General features: G+C 59.7%; 8 protein-coding genes and 2 pseudogenes. 5 read left to right on the plus strand and 5 right to left on the minus strand.

Going from position 1 to position 13,957, the window contains the following annotated elements:
* Nucleotides 1–102: 102 nt before the first annotated feature.
* From CGZ66_RS16280 to CGZ66_RS16290, 3 genes are all read right to left on the minus strand, one after another.
* Complete coding sequence (locus CGZ66_RS16280; protein WP_095085315.1) at nucleotides 103–1,095, minus strand: adenosine kinase; 993 nt, start codon at nucleotides 1,093–1,095, stop codon at nucleotides 103–105.
* Between the two features lie 104 nt (nucleotides 1,096–1,199).
* Nucleotides 1,200–2,375, minus strand: coding sequence for a methionine adenosyltransferase (gene metK, locus CGZ66_RS16285; RefSeq protein WP_095085167.1), 1,176 nt, complete (start codon nucleotides 2,373–2,375; stop codon nucleotides 1,200–1,202).
* Between the two features lie 58 nt (nucleotides 2,376–2,433).
* Nucleotides 2,434–3,771 (minus strand): serine hydroxymethyltransferase, encoded by a 1,338-nt coding sequence (locus CGZ66_RS16290; protein ID WP_095085172.1) that lies wholly within the window; start codon nucleotides 3,769–3,771, stop codon nucleotides 2,434–2,436.
* Nucleotides 3,772–3,873: 102 nt separating this feature from the next.
* Between CGZ66_RS16290 and CGZ66_RS39895 the strand changes: the two genes are divergently transcribed.
* The 3 genes and pseudogenes from CGZ66_RS39895 to CGZ66_RS40765 all read left to right on the plus strand — a co-directional run.
* Nucleotides 3,874–4,059 carry a hypothetical protein gene (locus CGZ66_RS39895; RefSeq protein WP_167392131.1) on the plus strand — a complete coding sequence of 62 codons (186 nt, stop codon included), beginning with the start codon at nucleotides 3,874–3,876 and terminating at the stop codon, nucleotides 4,057–4,059.
* 1,570 nt (nucleotides 4,060–5,629) lie between these two features.
* On the plus strand, nucleotides 5,630–8,038 hold the full coding sequence (locus tag CGZ66_RS16300; protein ID WP_425352294.1) for a hypothetical protein: 2,409 nt from the start codon (nucleotides 5,630–5,632) through the stop codon (nucleotides 8,036–8,038).
* Nucleotides 8,039–8,059: 21 nt separating this feature from the next.
* A pseudogene (locus tag CGZ66_RS40765) lies at nucleotides 8,060–8,404 on the plus strand (class I SAM-dependent methyltransferase); the annotation flags it as partial.
* Nucleotides 8,405–8,563: 159 nt separating this feature from the next.
* On the opposite strand, the gene CGZ66_RS39145 reads toward CGZ66_RS40765, so the two are convergent.
* Nucleotides 8,564–8,773 (minus strand): hypothetical protein, encoded by a 210-nt coding sequence (locus CGZ66_RS39145; protein ID WP_143748758.1) that lies wholly within the window; start codon nucleotides 8,771–8,773, stop codon nucleotides 8,564–8,566.
* Here CGZ66_RS39145 and CGZ66_RS16315 point away from each other — a divergent pair.
* The gene (locus tag CGZ66_RS16315) at nucleotides 8,772–9,539 is read left to right on the plus strand and encodes a host specificity protein (RefSeq protein WP_167392133.1); all 768 of its coding nucleotides are present in this window, start codon (nucleotides 8,772–8,774) and stop codon (nucleotides 9,537–9,539) included. The two genes, CGZ66_RS39145 and CGZ66_RS16315, sit on opposite strands and share 2 nt — an antisense overlap.
* 110 nt (nucleotides 9,540–9,649) lie before the next feature.
* On the opposite strand, the pseudogene CGZ66_RS16320 reads toward CGZ66_RS16315, so the two are convergent.
* Nucleotides 9,650–9,998, minus strand: a pseudogene (locus CGZ66_RS16320) (DDE-type integrase/transposase/recombinase); the annotation flags it as partial.
* A gap of 216 nt (nucleotides 9,999–10,214) precedes the next feature.
* On the opposite strand from CGZ66_RS16320, the gene CGZ66_RS40770 reads away from it, so the two are divergent.
* Complete coding sequence (locus CGZ66_RS40770; protein ID WP_245331119.1) at nucleotides 10,215–13,832, plus strand: Ulp1 family isopeptidase; 3,618 nt, start codon at nucleotides 10,215–10,217, stop codon at nucleotides 13,830–13,832.
* Nucleotides 13,833–13,957: the final 125 nt, after the last annotated feature.

Consider the following 13,957-nt stretch of genomic DNA (forward strand, 5'->3'; position numbering starts at 1 on the left):
TGCTAAACACTTGAGGAGTAGTCACTTGCGTTTGGGCATTTCATTCACGGCGGGCGAGCCTGCTCAAGGACGAAGCAGGCAGCTCCTCCTTGAAATGTCCACCTAAAGCAAGCTCGCCTGCTCGGCCTGCCGGCGCAAATTCTGCCGCGGTCGCGGACCGATCTGCTGGATCACCAACCCGGCCGCCAGCGAGCCGAGATCGCCGCAATCCTTGAGGCTGCGCCCGGTGGTGTAGCCGTGCAGGAAACCGGCGGCATAGAGGTCGCCGGCGCCTGTCGTGTCGACCAGTTCCTTGATCGCGGTCGCCTGGATGAGCACGGTCTCGTCGCCGCGCACGGTGACCGAGCCTTTTTCCGAGCGGGTCACGGCGGCGATCCGGCAATCCTTGCGAATCTGCGCCAGCGCCTCGTCGAACGACGATGTCTGGTAGAGCGACTTGATCTCGTGGCTGTTGGCAAAGACGATGTCGACGGTGCCCGAGCGCATCAGTTCGAGGAACTCGTCGCGGTAGCGGTCGACGCAGAACGAATCCGAGAGTGTCATGGACACTTCGCGGCCTGCCGCGTGCGCCAGCTTCGCCGTCTGCCGGATCGCTTCCTTGGCCCGCGGCGGGTCCCACAGATAACCCTCGAAATAGGTGACCTTGGCGCCGGAAGCCTTGTCCGCCTCGACATCCTCCGGCCCGAGTTCGATGGCGGCGCCGAGATAGGTGTTCATCGAGCGCTCGCCGTCGGGAGTGACGAAGATCATCGAGCGCGCCGTCGGCGGCTCGCCCTTGAGCGGCTTGGTGTCGAAGGCGACGCCCTGCGCGTGGATGTCATGCGCGTAGATTTGGCCCAGCGCATCGTTCGAAACCTTGCCGAAGAAGGCGACGCGGCCACCGAAGCTGGCGACGCCGGCCGCCGTGTTGCCGGCGCTGCCGCCGGACGCTTCGATCGCCGGGCCCATGCGGCTGTAGAGCAGTTCGGCGCGCTGGGTGTCGATGAGGTTCATCGCGCCCTTGATGATGCCGTTGGTCTCGAGGAATTCCTCGTCGCACTGGGCGATGATGTCGACAATGGCATTGCCGATGCAAAGCACGTCATAATCCGGCATCAATGTCTCCGCCAAAAAACCCAGCCGGCTTCTTGCCATGCCGGTCGGGCGCGGGTCTAGCGAGTTGGAATGGGTGCCGCATGCGCTTGATCCAGCGTCGGCCCTCAAGCTGCTGCAGGTCCTGCCTCACGCAGCAAGTCGTCGGCTCTGTCCGTCCTCTCCCAGGTGAACTCGGGCTCTTCACGGCCGAAGTGCCCGTACGTCGCGGTCTTGCGGTATATCGGGCGTAGGAGATCAAGCATCTTGATAATGCCTTTCGGTTGCAGATCGAATAACTCGGGAATAAGGCGCTCGATCCGCTTTTCATCGATCCTTGCGGTCCCGAAGGTGTTGACGTGAATAGACACCGGCGCGGCCACGCCGATGGCGTAGGCAAGCTGCACCTCACACACCTGCGCAAGTCCGCTAGCTACGATATTCTTCGCAACGTACCGCGCCGCATAGGCAGCTGACCGGTCAACCTTGGATGGGTCCTTGCCCGAAAAGGCGCCGCCGCCGTGGCGCCCCATCCCGCCGTAGGAATCGACGATGATCTTGCGTCCGGTGAGCCCGCAGTCGCCGCGCGGCCCACCAATCACGAACCGGCCCGTTGGATTGACCAGGAACCTGAGCCCCGTCGTATCCAGGTGGGGCGGCAAAACCGGCTTTATGATCTCCTCAATGACGCCTTCTCTTACTGTTTCTTGTGAGACCACCTCGTCATGCTGCGTCGACAGGACTATGGTATCCAGCGCCACCGGGCGCAAACCTTCATAGCGCACGGACACTTGAGATTTTACGTCCGGACGCAACCAGCTAAGCTGTCCCGTTTTCCGGACCTCTGCCTGCCTTTTCGTCAAATGGTGAGCGAGTTGGATCGGCAAAGGCATCAATGTATCGGTCTCGTTGCATGCGTACCCGAACATGAGGCCCTGATCCCCCGCCCCCTGCTCGAGATCCTGTCCTCGACCCTTGTCAACGCCCTGGCTAATGTCGGGCGACTGCTCGGTGAGAGCCAGAACGACGGCGCAACGCCGACCATCAAAGCCGATGGCATCGTCGTCGTATCCAATATCGAGTATCGTATCGCGGGCAACTTGGCTGTAATCGATCTGCGCACTGCTGGTGATCTCGCCAGCCAGAACGACCATTCCGGTCTTGACCAATGCTTCACAGGCCACGCGCGCCTTGGGGTCGTTACGCAGGATTGCATCGAGGATGGAATCCGAGATGTTGTCGGCCATCTTATCTGGATGTCCCGCGCCGACGGATTCGGAAGTGAACACGAATTGCCTGGTCATGGAATGCCCTCGCTTCTGGGTGCTGGAGTTGTATGGGAGTGCGCTGGATTCGGCCGTCTTATCGGTCGGTGATACCAGGGACATCGAAGGCAGCGCAGAAGTCGGCAACGTCTTTTCGCACCGAGGCATGAACATCTGGGTCGGCGGGCTCGCGGCAGATCAGGTCGATGAAAGCGGCGATCTGCACCATTTCTCCCTGGCGCATGCCCATGGACGTCACTGCTGGTGTGCCTAAGCGGATACCACTTGTGACCGCCGGGTCTCGCGGGTCGCCCGGCACCATATTGAAGTTCGTAATGATGCCCGCCTTTGCCAGTCGCTCGGCATAGGCTTTGCCTGACAATGGTCGATCCCGAAGATCAAGGATCAGCATGTGATTGTCGGTCCCGCCGGTGACCAGCTCATAACCTCGCTCCAGAAGCGCCTCGGCCAGAGCCTTGGCATTCTTGACGATCTGCTGACCGTAGACACGGAAAGCCGGGTGAGAGGCTTCCTCCAAAGCGACAGCTAGCCCGGCGATGATATTGATATGGGGCCCGCCTTGCAGGAGAGGGAACACCGCGCGATCTATGCGTTTGGCGAGATTGTGTTTGTTCTTCGGATGATGGAGCGCCTGATGGCGGTCTTCATTCCTTGACAAAATGAACCCACCGCGTGGACCGCGTATCGACTTGTGGGACGTGCTGCCGACGACGTCGCAATGGCCGACAGGATTCGGGTGGGCTCCGGCGACAATCAGGCCACTGATGTGTGCGATGTCGGCCGCCAGATAGGAGTTCACCTCCAAAGCGATCTCGGCCATTGCCGCGTAGTCAAAGACACGCGGATAAGCAGTTGCGCCGACCCAAATGAGTTTCGGCCGTTCCCGTTTGGCCGTGTCGCGCAAGCCGTCATAATCAATTTGCTGCGTGTTTTCGTGCAGGCCATAGGGGACGCGTTGATAATCACTGCCGGAGAAGTTGACCGACCAACCATGCGTGAGATGGCCTCCCTCGGGGAGGGGCAAGCCCATGACCTTAGCCCCGGGGCTCAAAAGTGCTCGATAGATGGCCTGGTTGGCCGGCGAGCCGGAATAAGGCTGGACGTTAGCGTGCTCACAGCCGAATAGCGCCTTCAGGCGCTCGATAGCGAGGTTCTCCAGCTCATCGACGATCTCGTTTCCCGTGTAATAGCGCGCACCAGGGTACCCTTCAGCGTATTTGTTGGTGAAAATCGAGCCGGTCGCTTCCAGCACCGCCGAGGAGGCAAAGTTCTCCGATGCGATGAGTTTGAGCGTCGTACGCTCCTGCCGCACCTGTTTTTGAAGCAGTTCGTGAACGCGGGAATCAACCGCGGCCAGGGGAGACCGTCCGTAGGTGTCGAGCGGCGCGCTTGCACTGGCAGCGGAATTTCCCATGGCAGTTTCCCGTTCCAATTGGATTGATCCTTCTCACGGCTAGCAGGCGGTCTCCTTGGACCGCGCATCTCGTATCTCTTCGAGGCGTTGCAGGTCTCGTTTATGATAGCCATCGTCGTGGGGCAGGAGATCAATCAACAATTGAACCAGCCCGCCGTCCCTGCCTCCCGCTTTGAGGTGGTACGAATACTCCCGACGTTGTTCGTTGCAGCAAAGAAAGTCAGCCTTGGCGAGCCGCCGGACGTCTCGTCCAACAAGCTCGCGCCGCAACCCCAGAACTTTCGCTAGCTCGCAAACCGTTAGGCTCGCGTGTGCGCAAAGGCCAAGGATTCGAAGTCGATCAAGATGCGCTGCCGTCCTCAGGCGATTGACTAGTGTCATCATTGGTAAGCATCAAGCCACATCAAAAATTGCGGCACTGGTCCTGCTGACTTCGTCATTTGGCGTCTCCGAAGATGCTACAGCTTCCGAAACCAATAGCTTCTTGGACCAAGGTTTACACGTTGGGCCGCAACCAAGGTGGGGGCTTTTATTGACCTGCCTTCAAAACCGAGATGCATGCTGTTCGGCCCTCGGAGAGCATGCAGCACCATGATTTGATCCCCACTTCCATCATGCGACATGCGTACCATTCGCGGGGGGGTGGAGTTGCAAAGACTCTACGAATTTCTTTGAAGGATTTGTTGCAACGACTGCTGCCATACGTTCGTAGGCCTGAGGATCTGGTCGAGTTCGCGCTGGCCGAAGCGCACGGCTATAATCGCGGCGCGCGCGTGGCCGGCTCATGCAGACGGATCAATATTGCGGATGGTTTGCGTCCTGCGTCCCGCCACCGTGATCCGGCATGCTCGCCCCATCGCTCGGCACCAAGGCCGGCTACGAGAGCCGGCACCGCTATTTCGGAAACATCCAGTCACGTTTGCGAAGTGGCTGTTGGAATTGGTGATGCTTTGACGCATTGTCGCCGGAATTTAGCTGCGCCGCCGCCTCAATCTCCAACGAGACAGTCGGCGTTGCCTGAGACGGTTCGGTCCGGCACCGGCTCGTAAACCCCCAGCCCTCCAACTACGGGTCAGCGTCGGATCGAACCAACTCGGTTTCCCTGGAAATCGGGTGCGACGATCCCAAGACCTGAATGGCCGGCATCAGAAGCACGCTGAGGCCGGTTTTTTATTGGCTAATGCATATCCGCCAAAGACCGCAGTGGTTTTGGGACGACGACCATAAAGCAATAGTTTGGGTCGCGCCGGCCTGAACCGCAGGGGCGTTTTAGGCGGTGCCGGGCAAGAAAAGGTACCAGCAAGAGAAGGCGAACTCGCAACCGAGCGAGAGCTGCTCCCCTTGTCGCCTTTCGCGTTCAGACCTGTGAATCCTGCGCAGTACTCGCAAGCTCTGCTGATCCTGCCGGGCAGGGATGCTCGGACGCAGGATGCACCGCCCATAGGGCCAATCAATGTCGCCATCATTGGCTCTTGGAGTCGTCAGCTTCTCGAAAGTTAGACCTCCTAATAGGAGCCTTGGGCAACAATTGGAGGAAGGAAAGCATGTCAGATTTTGGCTTTCGTGGTTTGGTCTGACGGGCTCGATCCTGGCATGTTTCCAGAAGATCTGCGACGCCAGATCGCGTCGACGTGCGGCATGAGGCGATCGCTGCGAGTCCTGGCCGCTACTGCTAAGGTGAGCTTGGCCAGGATGTAGGCCGCGCCGTCCGGCCCCGGGCTGACCGCGACGGTCGACGGCCATGCTGCTGGTCTTCACACCTCATGCCACGTTTCATCTGGGCGATCGCACTTATACGCCGAAGTTCTGAAACACCACGGCTGACCGAGATCAGCCCCAACACCATCGGAGATGGAATATGACGGGCATTGGCCGACCCGGAAGATCGCGCATGGGCAATGCTGGAACCGACAGCACATGGGCATCGAGCAGTTCACGCTCGCAATCAAATCTTGCCCCTGGGGAAGGCAGCCAATCGTTCGATTCCGTCGTAGAGCAAATGCGCTCTGGACCTCAAGATAGCGGCACATCCTTCGCTCGCGTTCCGCCCGGTGCCGATGATGTCCTTGGCGATGGGCCTTCCGGTCCCTCCGTTGGCGCGCATCGAAGCCCACATACAGCCACTACGAGGCGGGCTGTCACTGCGCGCCGCCGCGGTTATCCTTCAATGTCCGAGGCTGGAGCCAGCCAGCCGCCAGCCTGGGATGTGGCAGTCCCCATTTCCTTGAGAGGCGAAGAAATCAACGCGGCAAAGCAACGAGTGGACGGCCTGCAGGAGGAACTGGAGGCTTGCCGCAATGCGGCCATGAAGGCCCGGAACCTGGAGGAGGCGCAAGAGCTGATCGATCGGGTGGTCAATGCAGGCTCAGCAGTTCTGGACTACTACGCGAGCCTGCCACAGGCTGTGGCGCGGAGCATTCTGTCCGACGATGAAGCGCGTCAAGTCCGCTCCACTGTGCTCGATGCGGCGGACCAATGCGACCAACTGGGCAGACCGACTATCTACGCCTTGGAACAGAGCAAGGAGCGTACGACCGCCCTGCTCAGGGGGCTCCAAGCCAGCGCTACCGGCGACCAGCTGAGCCGATCGGTTTCCAGTCTAGCGCAGCCCCATGTGCTCAGCATGGAGTGGTGGGAAAAGAAGACATGGCGCTGCGAACGGATGCGGTCCGTCTGCGCGGCCACTGTCAACTTACCAAGTGCAACTACCGAGATCCGACAGGTCGAAGAGGCCGCCCTGCGGCTGCACACCGGCTGGCTAGTGAATAACAAGGTCACGCTGGTGCAATCGCGGATCTCTCTCGCGCAGGTCAAGATTGAGCCGCTGGCGAGCACGTTCGAACCAGCCGTGAGGGACATCCTCATGGATGAGAAGGGACGGGTGCGTCTGCTGGGAACCTTCGTCGGTGACGTTTTTCCGGCATTCCTCTCTACGTCCGACGCTGTTCTGAAGAGCAATGGGCGCCCACTCGACGCAGAGCACTGTGCCGTTCTGGAAGGCGTCATGGAGCGGCTTTCGGAATTTGCATTGGCGTTGCAAGACGACATCGTTGCCAAGCTAAGCGATGGCCGAACAGGTGCCGACCTCCCATTGCAACTGTTGGGCCAGATCGTGGACGACGCTTGGATCACTGCGCACGAGGTTATGCACTTGCTGGCACTGCAGCCGAATACCTCAGCCGTCATTACACCGTGGGCTGACGCCGGCGCTGCGATACCGTCCGACGGCAAGGCTGCAGTGGCCGAAGGCTCTGCATCGCGCAGGAAGGGGAAAGGCAAGAGCAAGCAGGCCGCTGGCGCCGGCAGCTCGGCTACCGGGCGGCCGCAAGTCGCTGCCGGCGGCAGCGTCACGGCGCCAGCAACCAAGGTTCTCGTGCGCTCGGATCTAGGTACGAAGAAGCTCGTGAGCGCAAAGGAGGCGCATGCAAGTGCGTCGTCGGCGGCTGCACATTTGGCGATCTGGCAGACCCCGGCGTCGAGGGCGGCCCTGACGGGACGACTCACGCGGTTGGACGAACTTTTGCAGTTCGATCTGGCTAGTCAGCAACGGACCGTCTCGCGAGCGCGCCAGATGAAACCCGAGGACTCCGACCACGCCGTGGACACCGTGGTCGAGCGCCTGCAGACGCAGGCCACCGAGATGCAGGCCTGTCTGGCTGCGTTGGAGGAACCTCGTCGACGCGGCCTATTCACGCCTGCGCAAGTGGTCGAAGTGCACGACAAAACAGTCCAGCTCAAGGGGATGTTGTCCGAAGCGCGGGGACTGGCCAAGGCTTTGACCGAGGAAAAGGCCTCTACTTCGATCGAATGCATGAAGACCTACGCCTTTCCGTCACAAAAGTACCTTGAACACTTGCGGGAGGCCAACGAGTTGACGCCTGCCGATCGACCACGCGCGTTGAGGGACGAGCCAGGGACACTGTTCGAGATCAGGCTGCAGCCCAAGGCGCTGCGCAATGGTGCAATGCCGAGGCCGATGTGGGTGCACATCCATACACAGCAACCGGTATTTGCAGGGCAGTTGGCGATGCTGGATGACGCCGACTTCGCCGCTTGCCACGTCAAGTCCAATGAACAGCGCGGCCACAATCGGCAGTGGCAGGACGCCCGGGCTGCGATCGGTCACGAGAACGTCGTGATCCACCGCGGCAAGCTCACCCCTGCGTTCTGTAAGTCCTTGTTGACCACAGTGCCTGGCGGCCAGCCACGCCACCCGCTTGCCGAGGCGGAGCACCGGTCGGTGCGGGCTGCTCGACGCTGGATATAGGTGGGGACCTCTCGCGGTGCCACCGGGATCGAGCTCGATCCGGTGATCGCACGCGTCGTCCGGCTGCGGCAGCCGCGCGCATCCTCACCGGCGACTTCGCCCGCACCAAGCTGCCGGCGAGTTTCGATCCCCATTGGTCCGCCCTTATACGATCGCGCGGTACGATGCGAGCGCGCCTATCGCTCGATGGGTTTGCGTCTTCATGACTACTGCATCGCGCTCGATCGATCTCTTGAAGCCGGGCGGGTTCGCAGTGTTCATGACGTATTCGACATCATGGACAAGATCGATAGCCGAGCGCGAGAGCGTATTGCGAGGTCGACCAATCTCGTCGTTGCCGTTCGACTGCCCGAAGATAGTTTCCGAGGCTGATGCCGGCATCGAGCCGGCAGCATTCCCGATAAGCGCGCCAGCATCAATCCGCAAGCTGTTCCGCTCCGCGATGCGCTGCGAGAGATGCTGAAGGCCCAGGAATTGGATGAGAACGTGCAGATCAAACAGCGCGTCGCCGCGCGGCAACGACTCTTACGTGCGGATCAGCTCACTGTCAGCTCGTTCGAGTATCTTTTCGAGCGCAACCCAACGCCCCAAGCTCACTTCCAAAGATTCATGCCAAAAAGGGAAACGAATTGCCATGTACAGTCGAATCAGTGGCTCATCTACAAGCGCCTGCGAAGCTAACGAAACAACGCCGTCTAACGACAGTGATAGCTTTGGGGAAACAATTGCAAGCATGGCGCCTGATCTCCATGCTAGTTCGTCTTCAGCGCCCGCACGGCCATACGCGCTCGTTTCCCAGCCTCCTATCGTCGAGATCGACAGGTCTTCATTCGGTAGGAAAGTGAGGGAATTTTACGGCGATGAAATCAAACAAATCGCGGACAATCCGCAAGAGTACACGGATTTCGTGTCCTCAAAAGCCGCGCGCACGGTAATGGTTGCAAGGCTCTGCGGTGGTACCCACGATGATACGGAAGAGGCGCGATACTTTAGTTATCAGCTAGGCAAAAAAAGCGTTGGGATCTTAAGAACAGAAGGCGGATTTAGCATCGAAGGAGAATCGTGGCGGGAACAGTTTCCTGGGAAAGATCGGATCACATCCGTCGTAGACCTTCGGGTTACTCATCCGCTAGCCGACAATGCAGGCGATATTTTGCTTGAACATCAACTTCGGCTCGACGGCAATCAGGCGCTGGTCATGTCACGACCTGCCGCGACGGAAAATGAAGCCCGCCTAGACCAAATGGGCTTTGTTCACGTGGGTGACAATCGGTGGATACTTGATCCTACACAGCATCCCGAAAAATGGGCGAAGAATAGTGACGGTGAATGGCAGCGGGCTGACAAACCTCCTCTATATCTGTCCAATGCCGAGGGCTATGATGCCGATAGCGAAGTAAGCATTGGGGCCAATTCCAGCGAAGCAAGCTTTGAGACAAACTCGTCCGATGATGACCCGTCTTGGTATTTCAAAAATCTCAATTTGAACCAGGATCGGTAATGAAAGAGAGCGAATCACCGGTGGTTGCTTTGTCCTTTTTGTGCGCTCGAGAGCACCCCCCAGGACAGAGCACCCCCAGGACATTGGAGCAGAACGGCCCTTGTCCATACATCCGTCAAACACTGGCTCCGGCCGATCCGGATCGGCTTCAGCCGGCGCCGGGAGCGATCCTGCAAGCGATTGTGGTGTCGCAGGAAACGATCGCCTCCCGATTGGTCTGGCTACCGTCGATGTCGATGCGGTCCGGTCGGCCACGACGCTCCAGCGCTGCTCGCCGAAATAGAATTCGCCGGTATCGCCGACATTGTCGATGGCGCGATAGAGATACATCCGCTGGCCACGGACCTTGGTGGAGATCTCGTCGACATGCCATTTGCCGGTCACGCTGCGCTTGCTGCGGTGGAAGCGCTCCAGCAATAGCGGCGCGAAACGAGCGGTCAAGCGGTGGATGGTCTTGTGATGTGATCGGCCTTGCCGCTCACGAGTAACAAAACGTTGCAACGTATCCCTGTCGACGACCAAATCGACCAGCTTGCGCGTCTCTTCGGACTTCACAAGGCTTACAAAGTCTGAAGGCGGCATGGCGATCTGCGAATTGTCGGCTACCCGGATCGTCGCGACAGGCCCCCGTAGGAGGTGGTCAGCTCGTCGAAAGCTAGCGCTGCTAAGACATGGATGTTTGACCATCGCAAGGTCTTCGAAGCGGCAATTCTATCCCATCTGACGCGGCAGTTCTATCTCATCAAGGAGAGTGGCATGGAATCCAATCACGATCCATTCAATACCAACGCTTGGATGCACCAGTACGCTGCCTTGCAAGAGCAGCAGCGGGCGAGGCAAAAGTCGGACAATAAGCCTGCTGGCCAAGCGAGCTTTGAGCGGCAATTGAGCGACTTGCAGCTCAGTTCCCCTGACGAGAGCTCCGGGGATGCTGGTTTGCCCGACACTCGATCCGCAGTGGCGCATGGAAGTATCCAGCGCACTAACGTCGGCGGTTCGATGCGGATGCCGCCGCATTCCAGCCTACTGGACAATTCGGTCAGCAGTACACGGTACAGCGTCGATATTCCTCGCGTTCACCTTGGCTCGGCTGCGAAGGCCTCGCAGTCTGACTTGCGTGACAGGCCATTCAGTAGCACGCGCTACACAGCACCATCGGAAGCGCGGCTTGCGGCGCGGACGAAGGATAGCAAGAGCCGTGGACTGTTTTCTCGTATTAAATCAGGGCTCGGCAAAGCCTTCGGGGGCAGTCGTCACGAAAAGTCGTCCGGCGACTCACTGTCGTACGTGATCCATTCAGAGCCTCGCATGGATTTTGCCAAGCGGAGCCGCCAGTCCGATGCGGACCTGAGCCTCATTGAAGAATTCAAGGTGGCGTTGGTCGGCGAGAACCGCAAGCCTAAAACCATTGATAACTACGTGACCGCTCTCAGAATGTTTAGCGAATTCCTTCAACCCGAAGGCGTGACACTGGAAAAGCTACTTGGCGACGCTGATCTGCTGAAAGCCAAAAAGGATGACTTTGCGAAAGTGGCGAGCGCCAATAGCAGGAATCATTTGGGTGGAGCATTGGACGTGCTCCAGCGTTTCCGGGCCGGAAATCCCATATCCGCCCCCGCGTGGGTGGACACGCAAGACCAACCGATGCATCCCCAGGACAAGCGGATGATCCGACAGTTCGAGGAAGCAGTCAAAGCCTACAATGGCGGCAGCGGTCGAAGGGCCGGAAGGGTTCCCGCGCCTACCATCAAGAGCAATGTGCAGGCTCTTAGGGCGTTTGCTCGTTGGCTCCTAAAAGAGAACAAGGGTCCACTGACTACTCGGGCTTTTAACGAGCCAAAGTCACTAGCCCTCGACATCGAGGAGTACACCGCAACTGGTGGGGACCATCGTGACCGGCTCGACGCGGCACTGTCTCACCTCCGGAGGCTCGGAGCTGAGGGGCTCCAAGCAGTCGGTGCCGGACCCCGCCTGATGGGGCGCGAAATATTGCACCCTTATCCGGAGGACGCCCCCACCATCGATGGCCTACAAGACGAAGCCTGGGCCAATCTGGGACCCGACGCGACTCGCGCAAAGAAGGCCCCCGCCTCAACCATGGCTTCCAAGCTACGTTCGTTTAGCGATTGGCTCCAAAGGGAGAGCAGGGGTAGTATAATGAGCCGAATCAGCGGCAATTCTCGGCAGAAAGCGTCGCTGGACGCGGATTACAAGAACTACGTTAAAACAACAAATCGGACCGCATCGTTCGATAAGCTTAGAAAATACTTAGGGAATGCCTATACTGACGACGTCAGCATCATTGATGGCCTGGTCAGCGACGATCTGAGCAAGCTCGGATCCGACCCGGCGTCCCAAAATAGAAAAAAAGCTATCCAGAATACTGCTTCGTACCAACGTAGCTTTAGTGATTGGCTCCAAAGTACGGGTAGGGAGAGCATAGTAAGCCGAATCAACGGCACTGAACGGCAGCGACGGTCGTTGAACGCAGATTATCGGGACTTCACCAAAGCCACAGGAAGAACTGGCTTGAACCTCAAGAAGCTTGGGCAGTACCTACGAGTCGTCGAGGCAAACAGAGCGCTGGGTGTGGCCTTCCCTGAGCAGCCGAGTCGGGAACCCCGGCTTGCAGGGTCGAGCCCATCGTGGTCGCCGCACGTCCCGTCCGGCTTTGACCCAAGTGAGTGGCCAACGCCGGGAGGCCCGCAGGCCGGACGGCACGAAACGGCTGTGTCGAGCTCGACCTGGTCGCCGCGGTTGCCGTCAGACTTTGATCTAAATGAGTGGCCGACGCCGGAAGGCCCGCAGGCCGGACGGCACGAAACGGCTGTGTCGAGCTCGACCTGGTCGCCGCGGTTGCCGTCAGACTTTGATCTAAATGAGTGGCCGACGCCGGAAGGCCCGCAGGCCGGACGGCACGAAACGGCTGTGTCGAGCTCGACCTGGTCGCCGCGAGTGCCGTCAGACTTTGACCTAAATGAGTGGCCGACGCCGGAAGGCCCGCAGGCCGGACGGCACGAAACGGCTGTGTCGAGCTCGACCTGGTCGCCGCGGATGCCGTCAGACTTTGACCTAAATGAGTGGCCGACGCCGGAAGGCCCGCAGGCCGGACGAGACGAAACGGCTGTGTCGAGCTCGACCTGGTCGCCGCGGGTGCCGTCAGACTTTGACCTAAATGAGTGGCCGACGCCGGAAGGCCCGCAGGCCGGACGACACGAAACGGCTGTGTCGAGCTCGACCCGGTCGCCGCGAGTGCCGCCCGACTCTGAGGCGAGTATGCGGCCAACCCCGGAGGGCGCGCCAGCTCGGTCGTCAGAGATCTACCGCGGCCTCCATTCTTTCGTTGATCTGCCGTCCACACCGCAGGAGACGCGTGACGACGCTCAGTCAGCGCAGGTGCCTGGTCCGGCCGCCAGTCCGCCGTTCTTCATCGGGCCATCAGGCGAGCCTCTGGAGCTCGAGGATATCGGATATCTCGTCGGCGAGGATTGGCAGCATGGCTCGCAGCCGGTTCCGGACTTCCTGCTCGATGTACTGGACAACAAGATGCTGTTGCCGAGTCCGCGCATGGTTCCGCGGCCTGTCTCTATCAACGGTGAGACCTACTCTATCACGTTGGGGCCGCGAGGGCGCCGCGATGCTCAATTTATCCATCATCCTCGCCCATCCTCGGTTCCAGATGCTCAGATCGGTGCTTCGGCTACGAGTGCCTCTTCCCACGACCGCGGACGGGTGCTCGGAGCCAGAGAATGGCTCGGCGACGATCATATTCAGCGGGATTACGAGTTCGTGGCGCAGGAGTTGCGTGGGACTAATCCGGATCTCGCCGCCCGGACGCGGTTCGTGGATCCTCTGATAGCCTTTCAGCTTAACCACGGCGCCGATAGCGACGCGCTACGCGCATTCCATCGCATTGTCCATGATCGGAATGGTAACGATACAGCCGACTTCCTGTTCCTGCCAGTGAACAATGCCAGTGCTATTCGCGAAGGCGACCATTGGTCGCTGCTGCTGGTTGATCGCCGCAATCAGGAAAGGCCGGTCGCCTATCACTACGACTCCCTCCGGGGACACAATGATGAACCTGCAGCACGGCTCGCAGCACGGCTGGGCGCCGACCTACAAGACGCCAGCATGGCTCAGCAGAAAAACGGTTATGATTGCGGCGTCTTTGCAGTGGATGGCACACGGGCGCTGGTTAGGCGATTGGCGGGAAGACGGCAAGCAGACCTGCGGAACCTCGACAACCTCGTCGCAGATCGGCGGGCACTGCAAAACCGTCTCAGGGGCTGATTGCGATACGGCTGAGGGGCGCGGCCAACAACCCGGCGCGGTCCCCTCTCGGCCTTCTCTCATAGAGCCTGGCAGAGCGCTTCTCGCCGACGAGGAGCGTAATCAGCGCCCTCGCAGGGTCTTGT

Source organism: Mesorhizobium sophorae, assembly GCF_002270415.1.
Taxonomy (GTDB): domain Bacteria; phylum Pseudomonadota; class Alphaproteobacteria; order Rhizobiales; family Rhizobiaceae; genus Mesorhizobium; species Mesorhizobium sophorae.